Source organism: Piscibacillus salipiscarius (assembly GCF_042685285.1).
Classification (GTDB): domain Bacteria; phylum Bacillota; class Bacilli; order Bacillales; family Alkalibacillaceae; genus Piscibacillus; species Piscibacillus salipiscarius.
Genome location: NZ_JBHUMZ010000008.1, coordinates 99834 through 114843, shown reverse-complemented (window position 1 = coordinate 114843; position 15010 = coordinate 99834). Strand labels below are relative to the sequence as shown.

Genomic DNA, 15010 nt, shown 5'->3' with positions numbered 1-15010 from the left:
TTAAAATATTATAGTCCTAGCAAAAAAAGGCGCCAAACCATAAACTTTTCATGGTTGGTGCCTTTTTTACGTTATTTTAAGCTAGTTATGTCCCAGCCTCTTTTTTATAATTTAAATGAATGGTGGTTTTTCTTTTCATTAAGAGTTGAAAATCGTTATAATATTACTGTACCTTTAGAGAGATATACATAAACTGAAAGGATGGAAAACATACATATGGTTTATGCCGTTTTCGCACCACTTATATTTGCTATTATAATCCCTTTCTTAAGTCGACTTAAACATAAGATTCATACCGGCTGGTTAATCTTACCTATCCCCTTATTAATCTTTTTCTATTTTATCCAATTTGTTGGAGCAGGTTTTGAACCTGTCAGCCAATCAATTAACTGGATCCCATCACTAAATATTGCTATTGATTTTTATTTGGATGGGCTCAGTTTATTATTTGTCTTATTAATAAGTGGTATTGGAGCACTTGTAGTTTTATACTCAATCTACTATTTAAGTAAAGATGAGCAAATTGGTCATTTTTACACTTACTTATACATTTTTATGTCCTCTATGTTAGGGGTTGTCTTATCAGATAATGTATTCGTACTTTATACGTTTTGGGAATTCACCTCATTATCTTCGTTTTTATTAATTGGCTATTGGCATTATCGTGAAAAGTCACGTTATGGTGCTTTAAAGTCAATGCTTATAACAGTACTTGGTGGGTTTAGTCTTTTGGCTGGTTTAATTCTACTTACCCTTGAAACAGGGACTACTAGCATTAGAGGTATGATTGAACAAGCTGATGTGATTGTGAATAGTGAACATTTTATTTTTATATTAGTTTTTCTATTGCTTGGAGCATTTACGAAGTCAGCGCAATTTCCATTTCACATTTGGCTACCTGATGCAATGGAAGCGCCTACTCCAGTTAGCGCCTATTTACACTCTGCCACAATGGTTAAAGCGGGTATTTACTTAATGGCTCGTTTTTCACCTATTTTCTCTGAAGTTCCATTATTCTTTATCCTATTAAGCATATTTGGTCTTGTTACATTAGCATGGGCATCATATATGGCCGTTAGACAAACTGATCTTAAGGGAATACTTGCGTTTTCTACCATAAGTCAATTAGGTATGATTATGGCTATGCTTGGCTTTGGTACATCATACGCGGTATTTGCGGCTGTGTTTCATATCTTAAACCACGCAACATTTAAAGGAAGCCTATTTATGGTTGCTGGTATTGTTGATCATGAAACTGGAACTAGAGATATTCGTAAGTTAGGTGGGCTAATGACATTTATGCCAATATCGGCAACTTTAGCGATATTTGGTACTTTTTCGATGGCAGGCGTACCACTTCCATTTTTAAATGGTTTTTATAGTAAAGAATTGTTCTTTGAATCTTCACTACATTTAGGTGAGTATTCAGGAACCTTTGTTGAGACTTTAATCACTTATATTCCAATAGTTGCTGTGGTCGGTAGTATATTTACATTCATTTATTCCATGTATTTATTCTTCGGTACATTTAGAGGTAAATACCAAGAAGATGAATTACCTAAAAAACCACATGAAGCACCAATTATGATGTTAGTACCTCCAATGATTTTAGTTATTGGTGTCATTGTAATCGGGTTATTCCCAAACATTTTTAATCAGGCATTAATCTCACATTCAGCCGATGCTGTATATGGTAGTGACGTTGAAAAGCACGTTAAGTATTGGCATGGATTTGATAGTCCAGCATTTCAAATGTCATTAATTGTTGTTGGATTAGGTATTCTTCTATTCCTAACAAAAAAGAAATGGGAGGGTGTCTACCGAGTTCTTCCAGGCACTCTAAGCTTCAACAGAGTATATGATTGGACCGTTGAAAAAATAGAATCTGTTTCAAACAAGATTACAACTGCTTATATGACAGGGTCATTACGCTTGTATATGATCTTAATACTAACAGCGATTATTTCGATTACTGCTGGGACGATTTTAGCTACAGAAGGTTTTAATTTTAATATTGACGACCTAGCCCCTATTACAGCACCTGAAGTAATTGTTGCTGTCATCATGGCTGTAGCTGCTATCGGCACCACTATAGCAAAAAACAGAATTGCAGCCATATTAATACTAGGTGTCGTTGGTTATGGGCTATCTATTTTATTTGTTATGTACAGAGCGCCAGATTTAGCTCTTACACAATTAATCGTTGAGACCGTTACGGTCGTATTATTCTTATTATGTTTCTACCATTTACCTAATTTAAAAGCAGATACAAATTCACTTGCTAAAAGAGGTACGAATGTACTTGTATCTGTTGCTTACGGAGTTTTAATGTTTGTAATTGGTGTTACAGCTTATAACAGTCGTTTTGCTGAAACCATTGCAGACTTCTACATGGAAAACACTTATAAATTAGGTGGTGGTCATAATGCGGTAAACGTAATCTTAGTTGACTTCCGTGGTATTGATACATTGTTTGAAATAACCGTTTTATTCGCAGCAGCATTAGGTATATATGCTATGATCAAACTTCGCCGAAATAAGGGGGCGAAATAAATGGAAATTATTATGATTGTTTTAGCATCACTTCTATTTACAACTGGAGTTTATAACTTATTACAAAAACAGTTTTTAAGAATTATTATTGGTACGGCTTTAATTTCTCATGGTGCTCATTTATTTATTCTAACCATGGGTAAACTTAAACGAGGAGCCTCACCTATTGAGGCACATGGGGTTTCGAATTATACGGACCCCCTCCCTCAAGCTTTAATTTTGACTTCAATTGTTATTAGTTTTGGTGTTACTAGTTTTTTATTAGTTTTAGCCTATAGAACTTACAAACTAAACCACACTGACAATATGGAGAAATTGAGAGGTTCTGAAGAATGAATAACTTAGCTATACTTCCGATTGTTTTACCATTATTAGCAGGTATCATAGTAGCATTTATACCATCTAAGCTAAATTTGGTAAGAAAAATCGCTCAAACTTTAACCGTAATCTTTCTAGCTGTTGTTGGTTACATAGCCTGGACTGTTTTTAATGAAGGTATCATTGTCTTACAAGGTGGTGGGTGGGCTGCACCTTTTGGAATATCATTTGTTGCCGATTACCTATCCATACTACTAGTGTTAACGACATATTTAATCGCAACAGCAGCTGTATTTTATGCACCGCATTCATTGTCTAATGAACAAGAGACGTTTTACTTCTATACTTTTTATTTCATATTAATTTCTGGTGTATCCGGTGCATTTTTAACTGGGGATCTTTTTAACTTATTTGTATTCTTTGAAGTCTTACTTATGGCTTCATACGGCTTAATTGTACTTGGTAATGGTAAGGCACAATTAAGAGAATCATTAAAATACGTTCTAATTAACTTATTTTCATCCATGTTATTCGTTACAACAGTGGCATTCATTTACTCACTAGTTGGAACGGTTAACATGGCGCACATTGCTGAAAGAATTAATGATATTCCATCAGAACAACAAGGCATCGTAACTGGAATTGGAATTCTATTATTCTTTGTGTTTGCAGTAAAAGCTGCCGTATTTCCTTTATATTACTGGCTTCCAAATTCCTATGTTGTACCAAATCCAGTCGTATCAGCCTTATTCGGTGCGCTTTTAACTAAAGTAGGGATTTATTCAATCTTTAGAGTTTACACACTAATATTTGTTCATGATACGGGATTAACCCATAATCAAATTTTCATTTGGCTTGCCATGTTCACCATGATTTTCGGAGTTATAGGTGCACTTTCTACCAACAATGTCAAACTAATTGTCACTTATAACATCATTCCTGCAATCGGCTTTATTCTAATGGGAATTGGACTTTATTCAGAAGATGGTTTAGCTGGATCAGTCTATTATCTAATGCATGATATGGTTGTAAAAGCTGCACTATTTTTATTAATTGGAGCTCTAGTTGTAGCTGCAGGCACTAAGGATTTATCCAAAATGAGTGGCGTTATTCAACGATTCCCAGTCTTAGGTTGGTTATTTTTCTTAGGGTCCATAGTTCTTGCGGGAGTACCGCCATTTAGTGGTTTTATAGGTAAATTGCTTTTATTAAGAGGCGCTTTAAGTCAAGAGCAGTTCCCGTTAACCATCATCGCCCTGCTATCTAGTTTATTAATACTATTATCTATGATAAGAATCTTCATTCGCGGGTTTTGGGGCGAAAAGATGGAAGGCATGACCCAAAATAACCGCAAAGTTCACGCGTTAACAGTGCCCGCGGGACTACTTCTTACCGTTTCAGTATTCTTAGGTGTCGGAGCTGAATTTGTATTACCGTACGTGGACACCATCTCAACATATTTACTTGATCGTAGTGAATATATCTCTTCTGTATTAAAGGGGTGAACATAAATGGCTTTACAAATTTTATTAAACATCCTGATTGCTGTATTATGGATGTTTTTAACAGAATCATACAACTTCTTAACGTTCTTTACGGGTTATTTAATTGGTATGGCTCTTCTATTCTTTTTAAGACGTTTTGTCCCAGATGCTTATTATTTAGAACGAGTTTGGAAAATCATCAGTCTCATTCTTTTATTTATAAAAGAGTTAATCATTTCAACTTGGAACATTGTCAAACTTGTATATAAGCCTAAGTTAGACGTTGAACCTGGCATCTTTGCTTTACCTACTGAACTAAGAAGTAATTGGGAGATCACATTACTAGCTAATTTAATCTCTTTAACTCCAGGCACTTTATCAGTTGCTGTTTCGGATGATTATACAACCATATACATCCATGCAATGGATATGCCAGATGTTGAGGAAGAGATTAATGAGATTAAAAATACGTTTGAACGTGCAATTATGGAGGTGACTAGATAATGCTAAATGAATTCGGTAGCCAAATGTTAAGCATCGTGCTGATCATTTGTTTTATTACATTGACTGTATCAGTTTTTTTATTATTAATAAGAGCTATTATCGGTCCCTCCAATGCAGACCGAGCAGTTGCAATTGATACAATTGGCGTCAACATGATGGCGATTACAGCACTTGTAGCTATTCATTTAGTGACTGATAAATTAAATGACGTGGTCCTTCTAATAGGAATATTACTTTATATCGGAACCATTGCTGTTGCCAAATTTATTGAAAAGGGTGTTGTCATTGATCGAAATAATCATTAGTTTATTCTTACTGTGCGGAACTTTCTTTGTGATTTCAGGATCGATTGGCATGCTGAGATTCCCTGATATTTATACTCGTCTTCATGCGGTAACAAAGGCTTCAACATTAGGAGTGGCTGGAGTATTAATTGGAGCATTTATCTTCCTTTATTTTGAATATGGGATTATTAGCGGTAAATTAATATTAGGAATTATCTTCATCTTAATTACAGCTCCGGTAAGTGGCCACATGATCTCTAGAGCCGCACACCAATCTGGCGTTAAACTTTGGAAGCATAGTGTTCGTGATGAACTAAAACGTGACCAAGAAGAAAATAAAGCATAAGTTACAGTCGACTTGATGAAATCAGGTCGACTTTTTCTTTATGTACAGGCACTAAACCAAATACGCGACATACATTTAAATATAGGCGATTACCTATAATCTTTAATGCGGAGTTGGTGCCATGTACACACTGTTTAAAGTACTGACGATTATTTTTGAAAACCTTTATTTCTTTGCATCATATGTTAAAGGTAACGCTTTCCCTCAACCGTTAAGTAGAGATGAAGAAGAGGAATACTTAAAGCGCTGGGAACAAGATGGGGATCCCGAAGCTAGAAATAAGTTAATTGAACATAATTTACGGTTAGTGGCACACATAGCGAAAAAATATGAGAATAATAAAGAAGATCAAGAAGACCTAATTTCTATTGGAACGATTGGACTAATAAAGGGTGTTGAAAGCTTTTCAAGCAATCGGGGTACAAAGCTTGCTACCTATGTCGCTAGATGTATTGATAATGAAATTCTAATGTACTTAAGGACATCTAAAAAGTCTAATAAAGATATGTCCCTTCATGATCCAATCGGTCAGGATAAAGAAGGCAATGAAATTAGCTTAATTGATATTTTAAAATCGGACCAACCTGATTTAGTTGAAAAAATTCAGACCTCGATGGAAATTGCCAAAGTATTTAAATATATTGACCTGTTAGATGAGCGAGAGAAAGAAGTGATTGTAAAACGCTACGGGTTAAATGAGTTAGATGAACTAACGCAAAGGGAAATTGCCAAAGAATTAAATATATCTAGAAGCTATGTTTCGAGAATCGAAAAACGTGCCCTGATGAAAATGTTTCATGCCTTTTATCGTGATGAGCAAAGGAAAGAAAAACAAGATCCGAATTCTAATTAGGCAATCATCTATTCATTTATGGGATAAATGCATATGATAAGGTAGACCATCTAAATGAATGGAGGGTTCAATTATGTATTATGACAACTATCATTATGGTCCTCCTCAATATCCACCTTATCCTGTTTATCCGAATCATAATAGTTTTGCGAACTCCTTACTCATCGTGTCATTATTACTGCTATTAATTCTAGGCGGGTATTACCTCTATTTTTATAAATAAAAGCAACTTATACTTTTATTGTATAAGTTGCTTTTTTTCTAGTTATTAATTTGTTTTAAAATATTTACTATCATTTCTGCACTATTTCTCGCTGCTTTAGGCAAAAATTGATCAAAAGAAATGTTAGATTCTTTGCCAGCTACATCTGAAATCGATCTAATGATTAAAAATGGTGTTTGATACTGATAACAAACTTGCGCAATAGATGCAGCCTCCATTTCTAAAGCTTTTACTTCTTTAAGTCGATCAACAACACTCTTAACTCTTTCAGGATCAGACATGAATGAATCTCCTGTCCCGATCAACCCTTCCATCACTTGAATTGAAGGATCTAGATTTTGCGTAGAGGCCTTAGCATAGTCGATCAACATACGATCTGAAGGGTAGTGTTCAGGCATTTGTGGAATTTGCCCGTATTCATACCCAAATGCTGTTGCATCAGCATCATGGTGAATGACTTCGGTACCAATGACAACATCTCCTACGTTTAAGTTAGGATCTGTCCCGCCTGCAGATCCAGTATTAATCACATAATCAGGTTTAAAACGTTCATGAAGGATTGTCGTTGATAAAGCAGCATTCACTTTTCCAATCCCTGATTGTAATACGACAACTTCCTGATCAGCTAATATACCTTCATATAATCTACAATTCGCTACGACAATTTCTTGTTTTATGGTCATTTCAGATTTTAACCATTCTAATTCTTCCTGCATTGCTCCAATGATTCCTATTTTCATAATCCTACCTCACTTAAGTCTTCAAGTTGAATTAATTACCTTCTAGTTTCTGTTTACCGATATTTTCATAGAGTACTTCAACTTTTTGAGGCTGCCACCCTTCATTTTCAATCCATTTTAGAGGTACCCGGTAGTATTCGCCTGATGACTTATCTTCTACATAACCCGTAACTTGATCAGGAACACCACCGCTTTCTAACCACCAATAAGTCAAATTATTAGATGAAGAGTTAACAGCTTTAGCGATGGCACTCTCAATTTCAATACGGTCCTGAGAGCCACTTTCTAAATTAATTGAATGCGGCTCACTTTGTTCAGTAGGATAAGGTTCCCAGTTACCTTCTCTAACTTCTTTAACCTCTTCACTATCACCTGGCTTAACTTCTACATCTGTTTCTTCATCTTGATTTTCTTCTTCGGATTCTTCTTCAGTCGTTTCTTCTGAATTGCTTTCTTGCTCCTCTGAATCTGTTTCATTAGTCTCTTCGGTTGTTTCATCATTTTGTTCAGTGTTGTTTTGTTCCTCATCACCTGAAGCAGGTGTTTCTTCGTTTTGGGCTTGATTTTGTTCTTCTTCATCATCCCCGCCACCCAAAACAAACATTCCAATTAAAAACGCGGCAAGGCATGCTGCGGTAATGAGTAATGTATTCGTTAGTTTCGTGCTCTTTCTTCGCTTTTCGTAACGGTCAGATCTAGAACCATCAAAATTACCATTTGACATATTCTCAACCCCTTTTTGCTTAAATAATAATTTGTCCTACACGTATGGTGCAGGACAACGTTGAGTTCATATTATGAGACATCTACAATCTTAACATCAATTTCCCCACCAGGTGTTTGAACAGTTACTTGATCGCCCACTTTTTTACCTAATAGACTTTGTGCCATTGGTGAGTCATTAGAAATTCTTCCTTCAAATGGATCTGATTCGGCACTACCAACAATTTGGTATTCTTCTTCATCTCCATCAGGCAATTCAACAAACTTAACAGTTTTACCTAACTGTACTATGTCACTTGACTCATCATCATTCTCAATAATGACAGCATTTCGAATCATGTTCTCAACTTGAGCAATTCTTGATTCAACAAATGCTTGTTCATCTTTCGCAGCATCATACTCTGAGTTCTCGGATAAATCACCAAAACTTCTAGCTACTTTAATACGTTCAACCACTTCTGGGCGACGTACAGTTTTCAGTTCATTTAATTCTTGATTTAATTTCTCAAGACCTTCCTCAGTCATATAATAACTTTTTTCTTCAGCCATAATCTATACACTCCTTTGAATAATTACGAAATTCATATAATTAATTAAATTAATCTTGTCCATTTCTATGATTAATTATTTATTGATAATGCTTTCAATTTTCGTTGTTAAAAGGTCAATGGCAACACGATTTTGTCCACCTTCTGGAATAATCACATCTGCATATCGTTTCGCTGGTTCAACAAACTGTAAATGCATTGGCCTTACGACATTAATATACTGATTAATAACCGATTCAAGTGATCTTCCTCGCTCATTAATATCTCTCATTAATCTTCTAATAATACGAATATCTGCATCCGTGTCCACAAAAACCTTTATATCCATCATATTACGTAACTTTTCGTCTTCTAGTACTAAAATTCCTTCTAAAATTATAACTTCTTGTGGTTCAACCGTAATCGTTTCCTCAGCACGTGTATGCATTTCATAATTATAAACAGGTTTTTCAATGGATTGCCAGTTTTTAAGTTTATTTAAATGATCCACAAGTAAGTCATTATCAAATGCAAGTGGATGATCATAGTTCGTATTAAGTCGCTCCTCGAATGGCATATGAGATTGATCTTTATAATAAAAGTCTTGTTCCATCATTAGAACAGATGTATTTTTAAAATGATCACAAATTGCTCGTGTTACGGTCGTTTTACCAGACCCAGTTCCACCCGCAACACCAATTATAATCGGTTTATCTTTCACCACGATGTCTGTCACCTCTTCAATGCTATTGCTACACCATCCCCAGTTTCAACTACTGTTGTATCAAGCTCAGGATGTTTTATTAACCACTGATTAAATCGATCGATTTTCTCTCCTAATTTCATTAATCGTTTTCGGTCATCTTGCACTTCTTTAGAAACATAACCCTTAAACAGAACATTGTCAATAACAATGAGTGAACCCGTTTTTAAAAATGGTATCACTTTTTCAATGTAACTTTGATATTGTCCCTTGGCAGCATCAACAAAAACGAAATCAAATTGTTCATCTTTTAATTGATTTAAATATTGGTTCGCATCTTCTAAGATTAAATGGATACGATCAGTCATGTCTACTTTTTCAACATTTTTACTTGCGATGTGAAATCGTTCTTCATCTATTTCAATAGATGTAATCTGAGTTTCACAATTCGCTGAAGCCATTTGGATGGCAGAATATCCAATAGCTGTGCCAATTTCGAGTATTTGATTAGGTTTGTGAAGTCTGATTAACTGTTTTAACAGCTCAACTCCATCCCTTTCAATAATTGGAACAGAATGCAGAGAAGCATAATGTTCCATTTCTTCAAGCAATAGAGCTTGTTTATTCAAGCTATATAAATCTTGTATATACTGTTTATTTGTAGGCATCTTAATGCATCCTCTTTGAGTAAATATAAAATAGGAGAATGCGTTATGACACGCATTCCCTATTAGTCTTTAGGTGGACGATGTTCTTGAATATTCTTCTCGTGCCCTTTTAATGTTTCTGCATAATAAACTTCACCATCATAGCCAGCTACGAAATAGAGATAATTATGGTCCTCAGGGAATAACGCTGCTTGTAGAGCATTTTCTCTGAAATTTGAGATAGGACCAATTGGCAGACCTTTATTTTCATAAGTATTATAAGGTGAATCGACTTCAAGATCTTCATATAAAACGCGATCTTTATGTTCACCTAATGCATATAATACTGTTGGGTCTGTTTGAAGTGGCATTTCAGGATCATTATTCATACGGTTATAAAAAACCTCTGAGATCATTTTTCGGTCCTCTTCACTAACGGCTTCTTCTTCGATTAAGGAAGCCATCGTAATTACTTCATGAACCGTCATGTTTTTCTCTATAATGTCTTGTTGATAAGTCATGATACGTTTATTAGTTTGTTCTAGCATAAGGTTTACGACATGTTCAATAGTCGGGTCCTTTTCATAAAAAGGGTATGTTAGTGGAAATAAGTAACCTTCTAAAGGATACCTAATTCCTTTCTTCAAAATTTCATCCTCATTTAAAAGTTCAGGATATTTAACAATAAATGATTTAACAAATTTCTGTTTTTTCATTTTATTAAGGAATTCTTTTTTCTTAATTGAAGTCTCTTCAGCAAAAATGTCGGCTACCTGTTCAATTGTTGTGCCTTCAGGTATTGTTACAGTAAACAAAGGATCTACCAATATTTTACCAGTTTTTAACGATTCAACTATTTCACCTAACTTCATATTTTTAGCAAGCTTATACTCCCCAGCCTGAAAGCCTGTTTCATTATTGAATTTGACATAGTATTTAAAGACCGTCGCATTGTTGATGATGTTATTTTCTTCCAATATATTTCCTATCGAATCAATACTAGAGCCAAGGGGGATTTCAACTTCAATAATAGTATTGTCGTCAGGGTCTACTGGACTTAGCCCCTCAGAAATATATGTATAAGCCTTATAGCCGCCTGCACTTATCGTTATAATAAGTATTGTTAAAACTATAAAAATAATACGACGTGAAATTTTTGCTTCTTTTACCCGTTGTTTCTTTAGATCAGAATAACTACTCATCTATTTCCCCCCTACACCCGTAATATTATAAATTATTTTATAATATTTTTCTATATATTTTTTGTGAATTGTATTTTAATCCAAAAACAGGGAATAGCCTCAAAAGGGCTATTCCCTTTAAATGTTATTAAAAATACTTTTTCTACTCTTCATCCGAGTCTGTAAACGTGTTAAGCATTTCTTCAATCATATCCCACTCTTGATCTGTTTCAATTTGATAAAGAGTAAGGTCATCTTCATTTTGATCACTTTCTTCAAAACGAAATGCGAATACTTCTTGTTCTTCTTGCTCTGCTTGTTCAGCAGGTACAGCAACTAAGTAAGACTTTTCCGTTTCATCCACATCAAACGTAAAGAGAATATCAAATAAATGCTCTTCACCATTTTCATCCGGAATGATAATACGCTCTTTTTCGTCCATTCTTTTACCTCCTAAATTAATGGCCAGAATCTAAATAACTTTGTAAAATCATGACTGCGGCCATTTTATCAATCACTTTTTTCCGTTTCTTTCGACTGACATCAGCTTCTAATAAAACTCTTTCTGCAGCCATTGTCGTCAGCCTTTCATCCCAAAGCACAATTGGTATATCAAAATGTTCCTCAATATATTTAGCAAATGTTTCTGAGGACTGTGCTCGTTCACCAACTGTGTTATTCATATTTTTAGGATATCCTACCACGATTTTACTTATTTCATAACCTTCAATAAGTTCTTTTAAACGTGGTATGGCTGATTCATAATCCGACTCATCCCATTTAATGGTTTCTATTCCTTGTGCTGTAAAGTGAAGAGCATCGGATACAGCGACTCCGATGGTCCGTTCTCCAACGTCTAATCCTAAAATTTTCATATAAAAAGCCTCTTTATTTAGATTTCAAATAATGTTTTACCACTTCTTCTATAATCTCATCTCGCTCAACTTTTCTAATCAAATTTCTAGCATCTCGATGACGAGGGATGTATGCTGGATCACCTGACAGCAAATAACCGACAATTTGGTTAATCGGATTATACCCTTTTTCTTCTAATGATTCATACACTGAGTGTAGAATTTCATTAACTTTTTGTTCTTGTGAATCATCATTGAATTGGAATTTCATAGTGTGATCATTTGACATCTTCTCATAGACCCCCTCGTTAACTTCTACTTATATTATAAACTGAATTAAGATGAAGTTAAAACACTTTGTACATAATCTTTTGCTGCATTTAGTGCATCGTTAATATTTTCAGGCTGTTTGCCTCCCGCTTGAGCCATGTCAGGACGGCCTCCACCGCCTCCTCCACATTTCATAGCTGCTTCTTTAATAAGATGACCTGCATGCATACCTTGATCTATTAAATCTTTAGTCACACCAGAGGCTAATTGTACTTTACCGTCTTTTTCCATTGCAAGTAAAATCACAACGGAATCTAATTGATTTTTAAGATCGTCAACCATACTTCTTAGTGCATTCATATCATTGACACTTACTTGTTCTGCTAATAATGGTATTCCATTAACATCCTCAATTTTTTCTGTTATATTAGCGGATTCATAGTTGGCAATTTTAGCTGTTAAGGATTCCTTCTCTCGTTCTAATGATTTTAATTCATCATAAAGAGATTCAATTCTGCTTGGTATTTGTTCAGTTTTTGTCTTAAGTAATTTAGCAGCTTCATCTAATAGTCTCTCACGTTGCTCATAGTATTGATAAGCACCTTGCCCTGTTCTTGCCTCAATCCTTCGAGTTCCTGCTCCAATTCCTGTTTCAGTTACAATTTTAAATAATCCGACTTCTGCTGTGTTTTGCACATGACAGCCCCCACATAACTCTATACTGTAATCACCAACTGAAACAACTCTTACAACATCACTATATTTTTCACCAAATAAAGCCATCGCTCCCATTTGTTTTGCTTCATCTAGTGTCTTTTGTGAAATGGTTACGTCAATGGAATCCCAAATTTTCTTGTTAACAATTTGTTCGATTTCGTTTAATTCTTCAGTACTTACAGCGTTAAAATGTGAGAAATCAAATCGTAAACGATCTGGTGCAACTAATGAACCTGCTTGGTTAACATGATCACCCAAAACATCTTTTAAAGCCTGATGTAGTAGATGAGTCGCCGTATGGTTTTTTATAATTTGCTTTCTAAATTGTCTATACACAGCTGCTTTAACCTTTTGATCAACATATAAGGTACCATCTTCTACTTCTATTTGATGTAAGTTTTGCCCGTTAGGAGCCTTTTGTACATCAATGATTTGTGCTCGGCCTGTGTCAGTTTCAATGATTCCCTTATCAGCAATTTGGCCCCCACTCTCAGCGTAAAAAGGCGTTTCTTTTAAAATGACATACCCTGTCTCACCTACATTAAGTTCATCAATTGCTTTTTGTTCTGCAACGATGACTGTAATAGAGGACTCCACATTTAACGTATCATACCCAACAAACTCACTTTCATGATGAATATTTTGTAATACTTCACTTTGTACCTGCATAGAATCAACTTTTTGACGTGCTTCACGAGCACGGTCCCGCTGTTTCTTCATTTCTTCTTCAAAACCAGCTTCATCGATTGAAAATCCTTCTGCTTGCACATATTCTTCTGTAAGTTCCTTTGGAAAACCATACGTATCGTATAACGTAAAGACTTCATGGCCAGGAAACACTTGACTTCCCTTGCCTTTCTCTTGTTTCATCACTTTCTCTAATATTGCAAGACCTTCCTGAAGAGTTTCGTAAAAGCGCTCTTCTTCAGTTTTAATAACATTTTTTATAAAATCACTCTTGTTCTGAACTTCCGGGTAAAAGTCTTCCATGATTGAAGCAACTTCATCAACTAATTGATACATAAATGGTTCATTGATGTTTAACTCTTTCGCAAAACGAACAGCACGTCTTAGTAAACGTCTTAATACATATCCGCGTCCTTCATTTGAAGGTAAGGCACCATCCCCAATAGCAAATGCAACAGTACGAACGTGATCAGCCACTACTTTAAAAGCTGTATCTTTCTCTTGCGACTGACCATATTTTTCACCAGAAACAGCTTCTGTTTTCCGAATAATTGGCATAAATAAATCTGTTTCAAAGTTCGTCGGTGTGTCTTGAATAACCGATAAAACACGCTCGAGTCCCATACCTGTATCTATGTTTTTCTTTGGTAGTGGCGTATAAGTATCATCTGGATTGTGGTTAAACTGAGAAAATACTAAATTCCAAATTTCTAAATAACGTTCATTTTCTCCTCCTGGGTACAATTCAGGGTCTTTAGGATCATTCCCATATTTCTCCCCACGATCATAGAAAATCTCTGTGTTTGGACCACTTGGCCCCTCTCCAATATCCCAGAAATTTTCTTCTATGCGAATAATACGTTCCTCTGGGACACCTACTTGATCACGCCAAATAACATATGCTTCTTCATCTTCAGGATGAACGGTAACAGATAAACGTTCAGGTTGGAATCCTATCCATTTATCACTCGTTAAAAATTCCCATCCCCATTTAATTGCATCTTCCTTAAAATAATCACCAATTGAAAAGTTACCTAACATTTCAAAAAACGTATGGTGCCTTGCAGTAAAACCAACGTTTTCAATATCATTTGTTCTTATGGATTTTTGTGCATTGACGATCCTTGGATTATCTGGAATGACTCGACCATCGAAATACTTTTTTAACGTTGCAACCCCACTATTGATCCATAATAATGTGGGGTCATCTTGAGGTACTAGCGACCGGCTAGGTTCAACCGAATGCCCTTTTTCTTTAAAGAAATCTAAAAACATTTGTCTAACTTCAGCTGAGTTCAACTGCTTCATAACAAGTCCTCCCTGCATATGATTATTTAAGTAAATTAAAAAACGCCCCTACATGTAAACATGTAGGGACGATCATTTCGCGGTACCA

General features: G+C 35.3%; 18 protein-coding genes and 1 other annotated feature (1 of these 19 running past the window's edge). Of the genes, 8 read left to right on the top strand and 10 right to left on the bottom strand.

Translation table 11 applies throughout. From position 1 onward, the window contains the following. The 8 genes from ACFSW4_RS01915 to sigK all read left to right on the top strand — a co-directional run. On the top strand, positions 1–192 hold a 192-nt coding region (locus tag ACFSW4_RS01915), incomplete at its 5' end, for a hypothetical protein (RefSeq protein WP_377327115.1). 24 nt (positions 193–216) lie between these two features. Continuing rightward, complete coding sequence (locus ACFSW4_RS01910) at positions 217–2553, top strand: Na+/H+ antiporter subunit A (protein ID WP_377327113.1); 2337 nt, start codon at positions 217–219, stop codon at positions 2551–2553. Next, positions 2554–2889 carry a Na(+)/H(+) antiporter subunit C gene (locus ACFSW4_RS01905; RefSeq protein WP_377327111.1) on the top strand — a complete coding sequence of 112 codons (336 nt, stop codon included), beginning with the start codon at positions 2554–2556 and terminating at the stop codon, positions 2887–2889. Next, complete coding sequence (locus ACFSW4_RS01900; RefSeq protein ID WP_377327109.1) at positions 2886–4376, top strand: Na+/H+ antiporter subunit D; 1491 nt, start codon at positions 2886–2888, stop codon at positions 4374–4376. The genes ACFSW4_RS01905 and ACFSW4_RS01900 overlap by 4 nt, the downstream gene beginning before the upstream one ends. A gap of 6 nt (positions 4377–4382) precedes the next feature. Then, positions 4383–4859, top strand: coding sequence for a Na+/H+ antiporter subunit E (locus ACFSW4_RS01895; RefSeq protein WP_377327107.1), 477 nt, complete (start codon positions 4383–4385; stop codon positions 4857–4859). Next, positions 4859–5164, top strand: coding sequence for a Na(+)/H(+) antiporter subunit F1 (locus ACFSW4_RS01890; RefSeq protein WP_377327105.1), 306 nt, complete (start codon positions 4859–4861; stop codon positions 5162–5164). Before ACFSW4_RS01895 ends, ACFSW4_RS01890 begins: the two co-directional genes overlap by 1 nt. Further along, positions 5145–5489: a monovalent cation/H(+) antiporter subunit G gene (mnhG, locus tag ACFSW4_RS01885; RefSeq protein WP_054755013.1), complete on the top strand. Its 345-nt coding sequence runs from the start codon at positions 5145–5147 to the stop codon at positions 5487–5489. Before ACFSW4_RS01890 ends, mnhG begins: the two co-directional genes overlap by 20 nt. Before the next feature lie 121 nt (positions 5490–5610). After that, complete coding sequence (gene sigK / locus ACFSW4_RS01880; RefSeq protein ID WP_377327103.1) at positions 5611–6342, top strand: RNA polymerase sporulation sigma factor SigK; 732 nt, start codon at positions 5611–5613, stop codon at positions 6340–6342. A 261-nt stretch (positions 6343–6603) separates the two neighbouring features. Here sigK and mtnN read toward each other — a convergent pair whose 3' ends face one another. The 10 genes from mtnN to alaS form a co-directional block, all read right to left on the bottom strand. Next, positions 6604–7305: a 5'-methylthioadenosine/S-adenosylhomocysteine nucleosidase gene (gene mtnN / locus ACFSW4_RS01875; RefSeq protein ID WP_054755014.1), complete on the bottom strand. Its 702-nt coding sequence runs from the start codon at positions 7303–7305 to the stop codon at positions 6604–6606. Positions 7306–7336: 31 nt separating this feature from the next. Next, entirely contained in the window at positions 7337–8029 is a 693-nt protein-coding gene (locus tag ACFSW4_RS01870) for a YrrS family protein (RefSeq protein ID WP_377327101.1), read from the bottom strand. 71 nt (positions 8030–8100) lie between these two features. After that, positions 8101–8577 carry a transcription elongation factor GreA gene (gene greA / locus ACFSW4_RS01865; protein WP_377327099.1) on the bottom strand — a complete coding sequence of 159 codons (477 nt, stop codon included), beginning with the start codon at positions 8575–8577 and terminating at the stop codon, positions 8101–8103. A gap of 75 nt (positions 8578–8652) precedes the next feature. Next, positions 8653–9276 carry a uridine kinase gene (gene udk, locus ACFSW4_RS01860; RefSeq protein WP_054755016.1) on the bottom strand — a complete coding sequence of 208 codons (624 nt, stop codon included), beginning with the start codon at positions 9274–9276 and terminating at the stop codon, positions 8653–8655. An 11-nt stretch (positions 9277–9287) separates the two neighbouring features. Further along, the gene (locus tag ACFSW4_RS01855) at positions 9288–9926 is read right to left on the bottom strand and encodes an O-methyltransferase (RefSeq protein WP_377327097.1); all 639 of its coding nucleotides are present in this window, start codon (positions 9924–9926) and stop codon (positions 9288–9290) included. Positions 9927–9988: 62 nt separating this feature from the next. Beyond that, the gene (gene mltG / locus ACFSW4_RS01850) at positions 9989–11107 is read right to left on the bottom strand and encodes an endolytic transglycosylase MltG (protein WP_377327095.1); all 1119 of its coding nucleotides are present in this window, start codon (positions 11105–11107) and stop codon (positions 9989–9991) included. Positions 11108–11249: 142 nt separating this feature from the next. Continuing rightward, the gene (locus tag ACFSW4_RS01845) at positions 11250–11528 is read right to left on the bottom strand and encodes a DUF1292 domain-containing protein (RefSeq protein WP_377327093.1); all 279 of its coding nucleotides are present in this window, start codon (positions 11526–11528) and stop codon (positions 11250–11252) included. A 16-nt stretch (positions 11529–11544) separates the two neighbouring features. Then, the gene (gene ruvX, locus ACFSW4_RS01840) at positions 11545–11961 is read right to left on the bottom strand and encodes a Holliday junction resolvase RuvX (protein ID WP_377327091.1); all 417 of its coding nucleotides are present in this window, start codon (positions 11959–11961) and stop codon (positions 11545–11547) included. A gap of 13 nt (positions 11962–11974) precedes the next feature. Beyond that, on the bottom strand, positions 11975–12229 hold the full coding sequence (locus tag ACFSW4_RS01835) for an IreB family regulatory phosphoprotein (protein WP_377327089.1): 255 nt from the start codon (positions 12227–12229) through the stop codon (positions 11975–11977). 47 nt (positions 12230–12276) lie between these two features. Then, positions 12277–14922, bottom strand: a complete 2646-nt coding sequence (gene alaS / locus ACFSW4_RS01830) for an alanine--tRNA ligase (protein ID WP_377327087.1) — start codon at positions 14920–14922, stop codon at positions 12277–12279. Positions 14923–14983: 61 nt separating this feature from the next. Then, positions 14984–15010 (bottom strand) — a binding site (T-box leader); it runs 181 nt beyond the window's last position.